A 15,028-nucleotide genomic window follows, 5' to 3' on the forward strand; every position below is an offset into this window, starting at 1 on the left:
CGAGTGAAGGTGGTGAGGGTGGCTCAGCGTAAAAGCCGGAGTGACCGGCGCATCGACTTGATCGAGGCGGCGCGCAAAGCCATCATCCGCCACGGTGTCGACGGCGTGCAGCTCTCGCACGTCGCCGAGGAGGCGGGGCTCACCTCCGGCGCCGTGCTCTACCACTACCCCGACCTCGGCGAGCTGCTGGTCGAGGCGCAGCACGCGGGCATGGAACGCTTCTACGAGCAGCGCCTGCGCCGCCTCGCCGACTTCACCGACCCGGCCGAGAAGCTGGTCGTCACGATCCGCTCCGGGCTGCCGACCGGGCCGCTCGACCCCGACGTGCGCCTGCTCAACGAGCTGGGCGGCGCCGCGGGCCGCAACCGCGTCTACGGCGTCCTGCTCACCTCGCTCTACGACCGCCAGGTGTCGATGTACCAGGCGATCCTGGACACCGGGGCGGCGCTGGGCGTCTTCACGCTGGCCGCCGACTCGCTGTCGATCGCGCGCAACCTCGTGGCGCTGGAGGACGCCTACGGCTACCGCATCACCGCCCGGCACCCGGTGATCGGGCCCGCCGAGGCCGCCGAGCTGATCCTGTCGTACGCGCGGGCGGCGACCGGCAACGATCTTTCTCACTGAGGATCCGCCATGATGACGGCGTCCTCGGCGTTCCAGCGCACCTTCACCTTGGCCCCGGGGCGGACCGTACCGGCTCCCTGAACGGCCGCCAGGATGGGCTTGGGGTGGCCGGGGACGTCCACGGAGACGTGCGAGACGCCGCCGTAGAAGCTGACGTCCACCACGCTGCCCGCCATGCCCCTGACGGCGCTCTCGTCGGCCAGCTCGACCCGCTCGGGCCGCACCGCGAGCAGCGCGGGCTTGTCCGCCTCCAGCTCCTCCAGCGGGGTGCCGGCCAGCATGCCGAACTCCTCGCTGCGCAGCGCGTCGAGCCCGGTGGAAAGGCCGCGGAACAGGTTGTTGGCGCCCACGAAGTCGGCCACGAACGGCGTCCTCGGCCGCTCGTAGAGCGCCACGGGCGCGTCCACCTGGCGCACCTGGCCCGTGTCGAACACCGCGATGCGGTCGGCCAGCGACATCGCCTCCTCCTGGTCGTGCGTGACGACCACGAAGGTGATGCCGACCTCGTGCTGCAGCCGCTTCAGTTCGAGCTGCATGTCGGCGCGGACCTTCTTGTCCAGGGCCGACAGCGGCTCGTCGAGCAGCAGCAGGCGGGGCCGCTTGACGATGGAACGCGCCAGCGCCACCCGCTGCCGCTGGCCGCCGGAGAGCTGCGCGGGCTTGCGGCCGGCGTGCGCCGACAGCCCGACCGTCTCCAGCACCTCGCCGACCCGCTGCTTGATCTCCTGCCGCGGCAGCCGCTCGCGCTCCAGCCCGTAGGCCACGTTCTTGGCCACGGTCATGTGCGGGAACAGCGCGTACGACTGGAACATGAGGCTGATCGGCCGCCGGTTGGGCGCCTTGGACAGCAGGTCCTCGCCGTCGAGCGTGACCCGCCCGCTGTCGGGCGTCTCGAACCCGGCGATGATGCGCAGCAGCGTGGTCTTGCCGCAGCCCGAAGGGCCGAGCAGGGCGAAGAACTCGCCCTGCTCGATCTGGAGCGAGACGTCGTCCAGCGCGGTGACGCTCCCGAAGCTGCGGGTGACGCCGTCAATCTTGAGCACGTGACTCCCCGATCCTGGTCATCCGCTGACCGGCGATCACCGCGGTGAAACTCACCAGGAGCAGGATCGCGGCCAGCGCGTTGATCTTCGGGGTCACCCCGAAACGAACCATTGAGTAGATGACGATCGGCAGCGTCGGCTCGGCGTTCCCGATCGTGAAGAAGGCGATCACGAACTCGTCCAGCGACAACGTGAACGCCAGCAGCGCCCCGGCGACGATCCCGGGCGTGAGCTGCGGCAGCGTGACCTTCATGAAGGTGACCACCGGCCCGGCCCCGAGGTCGCGCGAGGCCTCCTCCAGCGAGGTGTCGGCGCCCGTGAGCCGGGTGCGCACCACCGCCGCGACGAACGCCATCGAGAACAGCGCGTGCGCGAGCGTCACCGAGTACAGCCCGAGCGTGAGCTGGATGGCGCTGTAGAACACCAGCAGCCCGATGGCGAGCACCAGGTCGGGCAGCACGGCCGGCATCAGCGCGAGCGCGTCGAGCGTCTTCGACCTGGTGTAGCGGGCCAGGCCGACCGCGATCAGGGTGCCGAGCACGGTGGCGATGACGGTGGAGCCCGCGGCCACGATGAGCGTGTTGACCACGCCGGTCCTGATGCGCTCGTCGCCGGCCAGCTCGCCGTACCACTTGAGGCTGAAGCCCTCGTAGGTGTACGCCGAGTCGCCGGAGTTGAACGACATCACGACGAGCACGACGATCGGCAGGTAGAGGAAGACGTACGTGGCCCAGAACGGGACGTACAGCAGCTTGGACCTACGCACGGCGGGCCGCCCATGCCTGCACGATCAGCAGCACGACCAGCACCGCGATGAGCGCCAGCGCCAGCGTCGAGCCGAACGGCCAGTCGCGCGCCTTGAGGAACTGGTCGCGGACGAGGTTGCCCACCATGATCGACTTACTGCCGCCCAGCATCTCGGGGATGACGAAGTTGCCGAAGCTCGGCACGAACACGAACAGGCAGCCGGTCAGCACGCCCGGCACGCTGAGCGGCAGCGTCACCTTGCGGAACGTGGTGAACGCCGAGGCGCCCAGGTTGGCCGACGCCTCGCGCAGCTGCGGGTCCAGCCGTTCGATGGCGGAGTACAGCGGCAGCACCATGAGCGGCAGGTACGAGTACAACAACCCGGTGACGATCGTGCCCTCGCGGTAGAGCAGCTCGTACGGCCCCAGCCCCAGCTTGCCGAGCGCGCTGTTGACCAGCCCTGGACCGCTCAGCAGCATGATCCAGGCGTAGACCCGGATGATGAAGTTCGTCCAGAACGGCAGCACGACCGCGACCAGCGCGAGCGTCTTCCACTTGGAGGGGAGCTGCGCGATCAGGTAGGCCGTCGGATAGCCGATCAGCAGCGCGATCAGCGTCGTCAGGGCCGCGATGCGCAGGGAGTTGCCGACCACGCCCAGGTAGAGGGGGTCGATCAGGCGGGTGAAGTTCTCGGTGGTGAACTCGTACACCACGCCGCCGAAGCGTCCGCGCTGGAAGACCGTGTAGCTCAGCACCAGGCCCAGCGGCACCAGCAGCAGCACCACCAGGTAGGTCAGCCCGGGTGACAGGAAAACGAATGCGCCCAGCCGGCGGCCCCGCACGCGGGGCGCCGGCCGGGCCTTTGCCTCAGACTTCACTGCACTGACTACGACTGCGCCGTGACTTCGCTGGAAAGCCGGGTGTACTTGGTGGACGCCTGGCCGAGGTCGATGATCGACTCACCGGCGAGCAGCTCGGCGGGCTTGACGCCGAGCAGCGAGCCCTCGGGGGCCTTGACCCGCTCCATGGCGGCCTTGTTCGGCACCTTGTAGTTGATGTTCTCGGCGGCCCAGCTGTGGATCTCGGGGTCGAGGATGTAGTTGATCAGGGCGTGCGCGGCCTCCTTGTTCTTGGAGGACTTCATGATCACCATGGTGTCCACCCAGAGGTCGCTGCCCTCCTTCGGCACCGCGAACTTGATGTTCTTCTCGGTGGTCGGGCACCAGCCGTCCCACGCCTCGACCATCACGGCCTCGCCGGACTTCAGCTTCTCGCCGAACGTCGTGTCGTCGTAGGCGAGCAGGTGCGGCTTGGCCTCCAGCAGCAGCTCCTTGGCCTTGGCGATCTCCTCGTCCTTGTCGGTGTTGACCGAGAAGCCGAGGGACTTGAGCGCGGGCAGGGCCAGCCAGCGCTCGGTGGTCATCATGGTGACCTTCTTGTCGGCCCAGGCCGGGGGCTTCAGCAGATCGTTCCAACTGGTGGGCACGCTCTTCACCAGGTCGCTGCGGTAGCAGATGCCGGTGGTGCCCCAGGTGTAGGGCACCGAGTACTTGTTGCCCTTGTCGTAGGAGAGCTGGGCGGCCTCCGGGAAGAGGTTGGCCAGGTTGGGGACCAGCTCGGCGTGGATGGGCTCCAGCAGGCCCTGCTCGTTGAGCGCCTGGGCGTACTGGCCGGAGACGAAGGCCACGTCGATGCCGCTGTCGCCGGAGGCGGTCAGCTTGGCCATCGCCTCCTCGTTGGTGGCGTGCAGGCTGACCTTGACGTCGGAGACCTTGAGCTTCTCCTTGGCCTTCTCGGGCAGCTCCTTCGGCGTGTAACCGTCCCATACAGTGACCTGGAGCGACTGCTTCGACAGGTCGGCATTGGGCTTGAGCTGTTCTGCAGCCGCCGCGGTCGCGCCGTCTGAGCTGTTCGACGACTCACCGCCGCACGCCGCGACGGCAAGCGCGAGGCCGGCCGCCGCAGCGGCGGCCGGAAGACGACGGGTGAACCGGATACGGGACACGGCCGCTACTCCTTCTTGATGTGCGATGTACGAGGGGTCGCGCGACCTTACCGGACACAGCAGACCAGGCTGAGAGTGTTGCAGCACGAATCAACATGAGCAAGACTTTTCACCACATTGCTACCTGGAAGTTTGGTCTACCAGTTGAATTGGGATTCAATAGCGCAGCGGTTGGTCTCTCTCGGTGAGAAACCCCTTACCGCACGAGATCGCGGGCTCACAGCCGCGCTTCTCACGGTGTTGGAGGGAGAGGTGCCGCCGCCATTTCGCGTGCGCCGGTTCCTGCCGCTGCCAACCCTCTCGTACGACCCGGCAAGTCCGCACATCGGGGTCCCGGGCGAACGGGACTTCGGCCCTCACGTGGACCAGACCAACTACTCGGTGGTGGTGGCCGAGAAGGTGGTCGTGAAGTGGCTGACCCCACCCGTCCCGCTGCCCCATCCCACCCCGGAGATCCTCTCCCACCTCGTTGAGGCCGGATTCAACGACACAGCTCCCCCTTACGCGGCTCTGACCGGCCCTGTCGACGGCCGGGAGTGCCTGCTCGCCCTCGCCACCGGCTACCTTCCCGAGGCCAGGGACGGCTGGGAGTGGTGCGTGGACGAGGCAGAGGCGGGCGAGACGGCGTTCGCCGCCGACCTCGGGCGCCTGGCCGCCGACCTGCACCTCGCCCTGTCCACCCTCCCCCACACGACGACGCCCGAGCCTGCGCCGCCCGTTCAGGCCGAGCCGCCCTCCCCCGCCGCCGTACGGGCCGCGGGGGCGCTGGCCGAGGCGCTGGAGCTCACCGGCGGCGAGGACGGGCGGTGGCTGGCCGGCCGCGCCGACCGGCTCAGGCACGAGCTCGAACCCCTCGACGCCCCCATCGCCTCGCCCCTCATCCGCATCCACGGCGACCTGCACGTGGGCCAGATCCTCCGGTGGCGCGACGGCTACGCGGTCATCGACTTCGACGGCAACCCCACGGTGACCGACGCCGACCCCTTCCAGCCGGCCGCCCGCGACGTCGCCCAGCTCACCACGAGCCTGGAGCACGTGGCCCAGGTCGCGATCAAACGCCGCGGCACCCCGCCCGAGCGGGCCGCCGCCTGGGCCGCGCAGGCCCGCGCGGGCCTGCTCGCCGCCTACCGGGCCCGCCTGGCCGCGCGCGGCCGACCCGACCTGCTGGACGAGGGCCTGATCCGCCCGTTCGAGATCGAGCAGGAGTGCCGCGAGCTGATCTACGCCGCCCGCCACCTGCCCCGCTGGCGCTACGCCCCCATGGGCGTCCTGCGCACCTGGTACACCGAGGAGAACCCGTCGTGAATTCCGAGCTCTACCTGTCCGACCTGGAGTCCAAGCCCGCCGCCCTGGAGGGCCTGGCCGCCGCGCTCGCCGCCGCCGACCCCTTCGCGGAGCTGCCCGCGAACCCGCGCCGGGTGCTGTTCCTCGGCATGGGCAGCTCCCGGTACGCCGCCGGGGTCGCAGCGCTGCGCCTGCGCGCCGCCGGCGTGGACGCCTACGCCGACTACGCCTCGGCGGCGGCGACGTACCCGGCCACGCCGGACACGCTGGTCATCCCGATCTCGGCCACCGGCGGCAGCAGGGAGACCCTGGACGCCGTGGACCGCTACGCCGGCGGCCCCGCCTTCGTCGCGGCCCTCACCAACCGGCCGGACTCCGCGCTCGCCGGGCTGGCCCGCGCGACCATCCCCATGCACGCCGGCGAGGAGCGCGGCGGCGTGGCCTGCCGTACCTTCCAGCACACCCTGGCGCTGCTGCTGGCGCTGGAGAGCCGGCTCACCGGGCGGCCCCTGGACCTGGCCGGGCTGCTCGGCCGCACCGCCGAGGCCACCGCCGACCTGCTCGACCGCAGGGACGAGTGGCTGCCGATGACCATGGAGCTGCTGGACGGCCCGCACGGCGTCTACACGATCGCCCCCGCCGAGCGGCTGTCGTCGGCCGAGCAGTCGGCGCTCATGCTGCGGGAGGGCCCGCGCCGCGCGGCCGACGCCTGCGAGAGCGGCGACTGGTCGCACGTGGACGTCTACCTCACCAAGACCCTCGACTACCGCGCCCTGCTCTTCCCCGGCTCCCGCTACGACGAGCAGGCCATGGACTGGGTGCGGCAGCGCGGCTCCACGGTGGTGAGCGTCGGCGCCGAGGTCAAGGACGCCGCGGCCACCGTCCGCTACGCGCACGACGACGACCCGGACGTGGCGCTGCTCACCGAGACGCTGGTGGCCGAGCTGGTCGCGGCCTACTGGTGGGCGGCCCAGTCGTAGACAGCGGGCCCAGTAAGCGGGCGTATTTCAGCGGGCGCGGGCGGCGAGGGCGTGCTCGACCAGCGTGATCAGGGTGCTCTTGACCGCCTGCCGCTCGCGCGCGTCGGTGCGTACGATCGGCACGTGGGCCGAGAGCGTCAGCGCCTCCCGCACCTCGTGCTCGACGTGCGGGAACTCGCCGTTCCAGCCGTTGAGCCCGACGACGAACGGCATCCCCGCCTCCTCGAAGTAGTCGACCGCGGGGAAGGCGTCGGCGAGGCGCAGGGAGTCGACCAGCACGACCGCGCCGATCGCGCCTTTCACCAGGTCGTCCCACATGAACCAGAACCGGTGCTGTCCTGGCGTGCCGAACAGGTAGAGGATCAGGTCGCGGTCGAGCGAGAGCCGGCCGAAGTCCATCGCCACCGTGGTGGTGGTCTTGCCAGGTGTGTGCGCCAGGTCGTCGATGCCCTGCGACGCCTCGGTCATCACCGCTTCGGTGGTGAGCGGCATGATCTCCGAGACCGCACCGACGAACGTGGTCTTGCCCACCCCGAAACCGCCGGCCACCACGATCTTCGTCGAGGTGAGCCCGGCGTCAGAGCCTGCGAAGTCCACTGAGAACCCTTTCGAGCAGGCCGCGATCCGGCAGGCCCGCCTCAAGCTGCGGCTGGTAGACGCGGACCAGACCGTCCGCCTCCATGTCGGCGACCAGCACCCGTGCGACGCCGAGGGGAACACTCAGCAGAGCCGAGATCTCCGCCACGGATCTTACCTGGCGGCACAGCTCGCTGATCGCACGGTGCTCGCGGGGGTAGCTGGTGCCGAGCTGCGCCGACGTGGCAGAGGACACCAGCGCCTCCATCGCCAGGGCGCTGCGCGGGGTGGTGCGGCCGCCCGTGAGGGCGTACATGCGCACCAGCGAGCTGCGCTCAGGCTCGGCCTCACCGTTGTGCCACGATGCCACGATCGCCTCCCCCTACCACGGACGCCCGGACAGCTCCGCCCGCACCGCGGGCGTGAGCACCTGTCCCGCGCGCTCGACCAGGATCGTCATCTGGTACGCCACCAGCCCCATGTCGCAGTCGGGCGCGGCCAGCACCGCCAGGCACGAGCCGTCGCTGATCGACATGACCAGCAGCAGGCCGCGTTCCATCTCGACCAGGGTCTGGGTCACGCCGCCGCCCTCGAACACGCGGGCCGAGCCCGCCGTGAGGCTGACCAGGCCGGCGGCGATGGCGGCGAGCTGGTCGGCGCGGTCCTTCGGGAACCCGCGGGAGAACGCCATGGGCAGGCCGTCGGCGGAGACGACCACGGCGTGCGCGACGCCGGGCACCTCCTCGACGAAGCTGCTCACCAGCCAGTTCATGTCCCTGGCAGCTTGACTCAGCTCCTTCACGAGTCCTCCTCAAGCTCGGACCGGCCCTTGCGTACGCCCTGCTGGTAGCTGGCCAGTCTGCTGCGTAACCGGTCGGGGGACAGCGGAGGAGCGGGAGCGGGCGGCGGTTGCGGGTTCGCGGTGCCCGGTACCAGATTCGCTCTCGGCGTGCGCTTCGGCAAGCCGGAGCTCGTGGTCCCGCCCTGCACGGGCTCGGCGGCGGTGCTGGCGGCCTGCCAGCCGGTGTCGGCGGGCGAGGACCAGCCGGGGTCACGCTCCCGGTGGTCGGCGGTGGGCGCGGGCTTGCTGAACCAGCTGCTCTCGTCCTCGACCGAGGCGAAGATCGGCAGGAACTCGTCCTTGGACGGCTCAGGCGGGTACGACGGCAGCGGCGTGGCGAACGACGGGTACGACCCCGTCACGTGCGGCGCCTCCAGCGACGCGGAGCCGGCGCCCGTGCCCGTGCCCGTGTTCGTGCCCGCGCCCGTGCTCGTGTTCGGCGAGCTGAACCAGGACGACGGCTCCGGCAGGGCCGCGTCGAACGACGGATGCCCGGCGAAGGGCGCCACCGGCGCGGCGGGCTGCCGCGGCACCGGCGGGACGGGCGGCGCGGGCGGCACGGGGGACGCGACCGGGATCGAGGCCATCGACGGGTGGGAGGGCATGGCGGCCATCGGCGGCTGCCCGTACTGCTGGCTGTGCTGTTGGCCGGGCTGATGGCCCTGCGGCTGGCCCGGCAGCGCGCCGTTCGCCGCCGTGAGCAGCATCGGCGGGACCAGCACCATCGCGGTCAGCCCGCCGACGTCCTGGCGGCGGAGCTGCACCCGGATGTTGTGCCGCAGCGCCAGCCGCCCGACCACGAACAGGCCCATGCGCCGCGACACCGACACGTCCACGACGGGCGGGTTCGCCAGCCGGTGGTTGGCCTCGGCCAGCTCCTCCTGGGTCATGCTGATGCCGTTGTCGGTGACCGACAGCAGCAGCGCGCCGCCGTCGATGCGGCTGCTGGAGATGATGACCTTGGTGTCGCGGGACGAGAACGACACCGCGTTCTCGACCAGCTCGGCGAGCAGGTGCACGACGTCGGTGACGGCCTGGCCGGCGATGGCGACGTCCGACTGCACCTGGATGCTGACCCGGTCGTAGCTCTCGACCTCGCCGAGCGCGGCGCGCACGATGTCCATGATCTCGACCGGCTCGCTCCACCTGCGCGCGGCCTCCTGCCCGGCGAGGACCAGCAGGTTCTCGCTGTTGCGGCGCATACGGGTGGCGAGGTGGTCGAGTTTGAACAGGTCGGCCAGCCGGGTGTCGTCGCGCTCGCCGCGCTCCAGCTTCTCGATGAGCGTGAGCTGCCGCTCGACCAGGGTCTGGCTGCGCCGCGACAGGTTGACGAACATGGCGTTGACGTTGGAACGCAACCGGGCCTCGTCGCCGGCCAGCCGCACGGCCTCGCGGTGCACCTCGTCGAAGGCGCGGGCGAGCTCGCCCACCTCGTCCTTGGTGAAGATGCCGATGGGCGGGACCTCGGCCGCGATCTCGCCGTCCCGGGACTCGCGCAGGTGCTGGACGAAGGCGGGCAGCCGGTGCCCGGCGATCTCCAGGGCCTCGCTGCGCAGCCGGCGCAGCGGGCGCACCATCGAGCGGGCCACGCCGGTGGTGACCAGCAGCACGGCCACCAGCAGGGCGAGCACGGCGGCCGCGACGATCCAGGCGCTGCGGCGCTCGGCGTCGCTCAGCTCCCCGCTGCGGGCGAGGATGCCGGCGGCCTGGCGCTTCTCGACCGTGCGCATGGCGTCCACGACGGCCTTGGACGCCTCGAACCACTCCCTGGCGTCGTCCTTCTTGGACAGGTCCAGGCCGCGGAGCGGCAGGCCGTTCGTGGACCTGATGAGCACCAGCTCGCGCAGGAACAACATGCGCTCGGCGACGTTGCCGTTGACGGTCTCGTCGAAGAAGCGGCGTTCGGCGGCGGTGGCCTCGGCGGCGAAGGCCCTGCGCTCGGCGGCCTCGCCGGCCTGCTGGCCGAGGAAACGTTCCAGCTGGTCGGCGTCGAAGGCCCCTTCGGTGAGCACGACGGTGACCAGGGCCTGCTGGTAGGCGACGCTCTCCTTGACCCGGGCGAGCGCGTCGAGCATGCGGGTCTGGCGGAACAGCTCGTCGTCCGAGCTGCCCTTGATCAGCTCGTTGTGCGTGGCGAGCAGGTCGGCGATGACCGTGGTGTAGAGCTCGACGGCAGGGCCGGGCAGCAGGTTGGCCTCCAGGGCCTGCTTGCGCAGCGCGATCAGGTCGTCGAGCCGGTTGAGCAGCTGTTCGAGCTGGTCGGCGGTGCGGCCGGTGACCTCGCCGAGGAGCTCGCGGGCGATGGCGCGTACGTCCCTGGCCGCGAGGTCGCTCTCGTCCATCTGGTTCTGGACGTCGCTCAGGGCGCTGGCGGGCCGGTTGCGGGCGATGTACCAGGACATCCTGGCCCGCTCGCCGGAGACGGCGTGCGTGAGCGCGCCCAGCTCCTCCGACAGGCGGGCGAACTGGTTCGTCCTGGCGTAGTCGCCGGCCGCGGAGGTGGAGGCCAGCACCTGGATGCCGCCCAGCAGGACGGCGGCGGCCGTGGGGATGAGGATGAGCGCCACGAGCCGTGCCCGTACCCGCCAGTTGCGCAGCCGCCAGTTGCCTTCGCCGGTCTGCCTCCTCTGGCTCAGCTGTGTAGTCACCGGAACGCACCTCGCCCGAATCGGCGTATAAGGGAGGGGCCTGTGTCCCCTGAGGAAATCAGCAAGTGCCGGTAATTGGAACACATCACGTGGCAGGCAAGCTACCCAAACATATCGCGACAAAAATCTATATGTGTGGTACGTGGGGAAAATCTGGAGCTCCACGTTCCGGACCGGTCCAGCCGGAAATGAACCTTTCACACACCAACTGTCGCCCGATGGGCGGTTTGAACGTTTCAAAGCAATAACGCCCCGGAAGCACGGCGGTCTCCGGACGGTCACACCGTTGAGATCGACATTAATCACGCCATATGTTGAGCGACGGCAAACGAGGAGGCGAGTAGTGGGGGATTCTCCCGACAGCGCGGCAATCAGCGTCACGGGCCTTTGGAAGATCTTCGGATCCAGGGCACGGAAAGTGCTGGACAGCGAGGACCGGCACCTCGAACCCGCCGCGCTGCGCGAGAAGACCGGCTGCACCGCCGCGGTACGTGACGTGAGCTTCGACGTGCGCCCCGGCGAGGTCTTCGTGGTCATGGGCCTGTCGGGCAGCGGCAAGTCCACCCTGGTCCGGTGCCTGACCCGGCTGATCGAGCCCACCGCGGGCACGATCACGATCGGCGGCGAGGACGTCGGCCGCGCCTCGCCCGCCCGGCTCCGCGAGATCCGCCGCCACCAGGTCAGCATGGTCTTCCAGCACTTCGGGCTGCTGCCGCACCGCAAGGTGGTCGACAACGTGGCCTACGGCCTGGAGATCCAGGGCACGTCCAAGGCCGACCGGCACGCGCGGGCCGGTGAGATCCTCTCCCTCGTCGGCCTCGACGGCTACGCCGACGCCTACCCCGACCAGCTCTCCGGGGACATGCAGCAGCGCGTCGGCCTGGCCAGGGCGCTCGCGGTGGACCCGCAGGTGATGCTGTTCGACGAGCCGTTCAGCGCACTCGACCCGCTCATCAGGCGCGACATGCAGGCCGAGGTCATCCGCCTGCACCGCGAGGTCGGCAAGACGATGGTGTTCATCACCCACGACCTGTCCGAGGCGCTCAAGCTGGGCGAGCGGATCGCGATCATGCGGGCCGGCTCGATCGTGCAGCTCGGCACGGCCGAGGAGCTGGTGGGCGCGCCCGCCGACGACTACGTGGCCGACTTCGTCCGCGACGTGCCGCGCAGCCACGTGCTGACCCTGCGCTGGATCATGCGCTCCCCCGAGCCCGGCGAGGCGCTGGACGGGCCCGAGCTGCCGGTGACCACCCTGGTCAAGGACGCCATCGCCGTGGCCTCGGCCTCCGCCCGCCCGATCCGGGTCGTCGACGGCGGCGAGCTGGCCGGCGTCGTGGACCGCGTGGACCTGCTGACGTTCCTGTCCGGCCAGGACACGCCGGTCAAGGCGGGGGCATGAGCAGCACCACCGCGGTCGGCACGCCCTCCAGGCTCAGGCTCCCCCGCTGGGCGGCCCCGGCCGGCGTGGCGGTGCTGATCGTCGCGGCCTACCTGGTCTTCCGCGGCACGGGCACGCTGCCGCACGACAAGGAGGCCCCGCAGTTCCTGGCCGTCACCGAGCTGCGCGAGTGGATCGACGAGCACCGCAACGAGAGCCCGCTGTTCCTCTACTTCCTCAACTACATCAGGCTCTTCGTGGGCTCGCTCTACGACCTGTTCGCCGGCGCGCTGACGGCGCTCGGCTGGCCCGGCCTGACCGGCGTGCTGGGCGGTCTGGCCTGGCTCGCCGGCGGCTGGCGGATCGGGCTGCTCGCGGTCGCGGGCGTGAGCGCGTTCGGCGTGCTCGGCCTCTGGCAGTCCAGCGTGGACACCCTCGCCCTGGTCGCGGTGGCGGTGCTGCTGTCGCTGGCGATCGGCGTACCGATCGGCGTCTGGGCGGGCCGCTCGGCGCGGGTGCGGCGGGCCGTCACGCCGGTGCTGGACGTCATGCAGATCATGCCGACGTTCGCCTACCTGGCCCCGCTCGCGCTGTTCTTCCACATCGGCGCCCCGGCCGGGGCCATCGCCACGATGATCTACGCGATCCCGCCGGCCATCCGGATCACCGCGCTGGCCGTCTCGGAGGTCTCCCCCACGGCGGTCGAGGCGTCGGGGTCGCTCGGCGCCACCGGCCGCCAGACGCTGTTCAAGGTCGTCCTGCCGCTGGCCCGGCCCACGATCGCCCTGGCGGTCAATCAGACGATCATGATGGCCCTGTCCATGGTCGTCATCGCGAACCTGATCGCCGCCCCCGGGCTCGGCGGCGACATCATCCGCGGCCTGTCGCGGGCGCAGGTCGGCATCATGCTGCCGGCCGGGGTCGCCGTCGTCGTCATGGCGATCGTGCTCGACCGGATGACGACGGCGCTCGCCCGCCGCGGCCCCCACGCCCGGCTGCGCCGGCTCGACCTCGCCGCCGCGGGCGCGCTGGCCGTGGCCGGCCTCGCGCTGATCCCCGTGCTGCCGCGTACCTGGCCGGAGGGCTGGACGCTCGACGTCACGGCCGAGATCAACGCCGCCGTACGGTGGGCCGAGACGACCTGGTACCCGGTCACCACGTTCGTCAAGGACCAGACCTCCGTCCTGCTGCTCAACCCGATGGAGTCGCTGCTCACCTCGGCCCCCTGGTGGCTGGTCGCGCTGACCGTGCTGGCCGTGGCCTGGCGGGTCAGCGGGCCGCGGGCGGCGCTGACCGCGCTCGGCTGCCTGCTGGCGATCGCGCTGCTCGGCACGTGGGAGCACGCGATGCAGACGATGACCACGGTGGCGCTCGCGGTGCTGGTCACCCTGGTGATCGGTCTGCTGCTGGGGGTGGCCGCGGCCCGCTCGCCGCGTTACTCCGCCGTGCAGCGCCCGCTGCTGGACGCCGCCCAGACCATGCCGGCCTTCGTCTACCTGCTGCCCGCGCTGGCGCTGTTCGAGACCACCAGGTTCACGGCCATCTTCGCCTCGGTCATCTACGCCGTGCCGCCCGTGGTGCGCCTGGTGGAGGACGGCATCAAGGCCGTGCCCGCCGAGGTGGTCGAGGCCGCCGTGTCGGCCGGCTCCACCCCGGGCCAGCTCCTGTGGAAGGTGCAGCTCCCGATGGCCCGGCGGGCGATCCTGCTGGCCGCCAACCAGGGCATCGTGATGACGCTGGCCATGGTGGTGGTCGGCGGCCTGGTCGGGGCGGGGGCGCTCGGCTACGACGTGGTGGTGGGCTTCTCCCAGCGCACCGACTTCGGGCTGGGCTTCGTGGCCGGCGTCGCGACCGTGCTGCTCGGAGTCATGCTCGACCGCATCACGCAGGGCGCGGACCGGCGCCCTTCCCCCCACAGAAGGAAAAGCACATGAAGATCCGCCTGCTCGCAGGCTTGCTCGCTCTTGGGATGGCCGCCGCGGGGTGCGGCGGAGCCACAGTCGAGACCTCTCCCAGCGCCTCGGCCGGCGCCCCGCAGGGCGGCGCCGGCAGCTCGACGGGCACCGTCAAGATCGCGATCAACCCATGGGTCGGGTACGAGGCCAGCGCGAACGTGGTGGCGTACCTGCTGAAGAACGAGCTCGGCTACACCGTGGAGCTGCCCGAGATCAAGGAGCAGCTCGCCTGGGAGGGCTTCGAGAACGGCAGCGTCGACGTCATCATCGAGAACTGGGGTCACCCCGACCTGAAGAAGACGTTCATCGAGGAGAAGAAGGTCGCGGTCGAGGCCGGCTCCACCGGCAACAAGGGCGTGATCGGGTGGTACATCCCGAAGTGGATGGCCGACAAGTACCCGGACATCACCGACTCCAAGAACCTCAACAAGTACGCCGGCCTGTTCAAGACCTCCGAGTCGGGCGACAAGGGCCAGCTGCTGTTCGGCGACCCGTCGTACGTCAGCAACGAGGACGCCCTGATCAAGAACCTCAAGCTGAACTTCAAGGTCGTGGTGGGCGGCAGCGAGGCGGCCCTGATCAAGAGCGCCCAGCAGGCGCAGGAGCAGCAGAAGCCGCTGCTGTTCTACTTCTGGGACCCGCACTGGCTGTTCAACAAGACCCAGCTCGTCCGGGTGAACCTGCCCGCCTACACCGAGGGCTGCGACGCCGACCCGAAGAAGGTCGCCTGCGACTACCCGGAGATGGACCTCGACAAGATCGTCAGCAAGAAGTTCGCCGACACCGGCGGCAAGGCCTACGAGCTGGTCAAGAACTTCAGCTGGACGAACGAGGACCAGAACGCCGTCGCCAACGACATGACCAACAACGGCATGACCGGCGAGCAGGCCGCCAAGAAGTGGGTCGAGGCCAACACCGCCAAGTGGCAGGCCTGGATCCCCAAGTGA

General features: G+C 70.3%; 14 protein-coding genes. 6 read left to right on the forward strand and 8 right to left on the reverse strand.

Annotated features, from left to right (window positions below; translation table 11 throughout):
- Positions 1–18 precede the first annotated feature (18 nt).
- The gene (locus tag SMD20_RS21325) at positions 19–624 is read left to right on the forward strand and encodes a TetR/AcrR family transcriptional regulator (RefSeq protein ID WP_329583851.1); all 606 of its coding nucleotides are present in this window, start codon (positions 19–21) and stop codon (positions 622–624) included.
- On the opposite strand, the gene SMD20_RS21330 is transcribed toward SMD20_RS21325, so the two are convergent.
- From SMD20_RS21330 to SMD20_RS21345, 4 genes are read right to left on the reverse strand one after another with little or no spacing between them, the layout of a single operon-like run.
- On the reverse strand, positions 618–1,667 hold the full coding sequence (locus SMD20_RS21330) for an ABC transporter ATP-binding protein (RefSeq protein ID WP_329583852.1): 1,050 nt from the start codon (positions 1,665–1,667) through the stop codon (positions 618–620). The two genes, SMD20_RS21325 and SMD20_RS21330, sit on opposite strands and share 7 nt — an antisense overlap.
- Positions 1,654–2,433 carry an ABC transporter permease gene (locus SMD20_RS21335; RefSeq protein ID WP_329583854.1) on the reverse strand — a complete coding sequence of 260 codons (780 nt, stop codon included), beginning with the start codon at positions 2,431–2,433 and terminating at the stop codon, positions 1,654–1,656. The genes SMD20_RS21330 and SMD20_RS21335 overlap by 14 nt, the downstream gene beginning before the upstream one ends.
- The gene (locus SMD20_RS21340; RefSeq protein ID WP_329583856.1) at positions 2,426–3,292 is read right to left on the reverse strand and encodes an ABC transporter permease; all 867 of its coding nucleotides are present in this window, start codon (positions 3,290–3,292) and stop codon (positions 2,426–2,428) included. The genes SMD20_RS21335 and SMD20_RS21340 overlap by 8 nt, the downstream gene beginning before the upstream one ends.
- A gap of 8 nt (positions 3,293–3,300) precedes the next feature.
- Positions 3,301–4,419 (reverse strand): polyamine ABC transporter substrate-binding protein, encoded by a 1,119-nt coding sequence (locus tag SMD20_RS21345; protein ID WP_329583858.1) that lies wholly within the window; start codon positions 4,417–4,419, stop codon positions 3,301–3,303.
- A 360-nt stretch (positions 4,420–4,779) separates the two neighbouring features.
- Between SMD20_RS21345 and SMD20_RS21350 the strand changes: the two genes are divergently transcribed.
- Positions 4,780–5,724 carry a hypothetical protein gene (locus SMD20_RS21350; RefSeq protein WP_329583859.1) on the forward strand — a complete coding sequence of 315 codons (945 nt, stop codon included), beginning with the start codon at positions 4,780–4,782 and terminating at the stop codon, positions 5,722–5,724.
- Positions 5,721–6,683, forward strand: coding sequence for an SIS domain-containing protein (locus SMD20_RS21355; RefSeq protein ID WP_329583860.1), 963 nt, complete (start codon positions 5,721–5,723; stop codon positions 6,681–6,683). Before SMD20_RS21350 ends, SMD20_RS21355 begins: the two co-directional genes overlap by 4 nt.
- Before the next feature lie 27 nt (positions 6,684–6,710).
- On the opposite strand, the gene SMD20_RS21360 is transcribed toward SMD20_RS21355, so the two are convergent.
- From SMD20_RS21360 to SMD20_RS21375, 4 genes are read right to left on the reverse strand one after another with little or no spacing between them, the layout of a single operon-like run.
- Positions 6,711–7,280 carry a GTP-binding protein gene (locus SMD20_RS21360; protein ID WP_329583862.1) on the reverse strand — a complete coding sequence of 190 codons (570 nt, stop codon included), beginning with the start codon at positions 7,278–7,280 and terminating at the stop codon, positions 6,711–6,713.
- On the reverse strand, positions 7,261–7,629 hold the full coding sequence (locus SMD20_RS21365; RefSeq protein WP_329583863.1) for a DUF742 domain-containing protein: 369 nt from the start codon (positions 7,627–7,629) through the stop codon (positions 7,261–7,263). The genes SMD20_RS21360 and SMD20_RS21365 overlap by 20 nt, the downstream gene beginning before the upstream one ends.
- 12 nt (positions 7,630–7,641) lie before the next feature.
- Entirely contained in the window at positions 7,642–8,061 is a 420-nt protein-coding gene (locus SMD20_RS21370; protein ID WP_442942493.1) for a roadblock/LC7 domain-containing protein, read from the reverse strand.
- Positions 8,058–10,748, reverse strand: coding sequence for a sensor histidine kinase (locus SMD20_RS21375; RefSeq protein WP_329583865.1), 2,691 nt, complete (start codon positions 10,746–10,748; stop codon positions 8,058–8,060). Before SMD20_RS21375 ends, SMD20_RS21370 begins: the two co-directional genes overlap by 4 nt.
- 418 nt (positions 10,749–11,166) lie before the next feature.
- On the opposite strand from SMD20_RS21375, the gene SMD20_RS21380 reads away from it, so the two are divergent.
- Genes SMD20_RS21380 through SMD20_RS21390 form a run of 3 tightly spaced genes read left to right on the forward strand, consistent with a single transcriptional unit; the run spans position 11,167 to position 15,028 of the window.
- Positions 11,167–12,147 (forward strand): quaternary amine ABC transporter ATP-binding protein, encoded by a 981-nt coding sequence (locus SMD20_RS21380; RefSeq protein ID WP_329583867.1) that lies wholly within the window; start codon positions 11,167–11,169, stop codon positions 12,145–12,147.
- Complete coding sequence (locus SMD20_RS21385; RefSeq protein ID WP_329583869.1) at positions 12,144–14,060, forward strand: ABC transporter permease; 1,917 nt, start codon at positions 12,144–12,146, stop codon at positions 14,058–14,060. The genes SMD20_RS21380 and SMD20_RS21385 overlap by 4 nt, the downstream gene beginning before the upstream one ends.
- Complete coding sequence (locus tag SMD20_RS21390; RefSeq protein WP_329583870.1) at positions 14,057–15,028, forward strand: ABC transporter substrate-binding protein; 972 nt, start codon at positions 14,057–14,059, stop codon at positions 15,026–15,028. Before SMD20_RS21385 ends, SMD20_RS21390 begins: the two co-directional genes overlap by 4 nt.

Origin of the sequence: Nonomuraea sp. LP-02, assembly GCF_036289125.1 — a bacterium.
Classification (GTDB): domain Bacteria; phylum Actinomycetota; class Actinomycetes; order Streptosporangiales; family Streptosporangiaceae; genus Nonomuraea; species Nonomuraea bangladeshensis.

What these genes read in the sequence shown, in the direction of transcription:
- SMD20_RS21385 (WP_329583869.1), top strand. Translation starts at nt 12,144, where the DNA reads ATGAGCAGCACCACCGCGGTCGGCACGCCCTCCAGGCTCAGGCTCCCC.
- SMD20_RS21390 (WP_329583870.1), top strand. Translation starts at nt 14,057, where the DNA reads ATGAAGATCCGCCTGCTCGCAGGCTTGCTCGCTCTTGGGATGGCCGCC.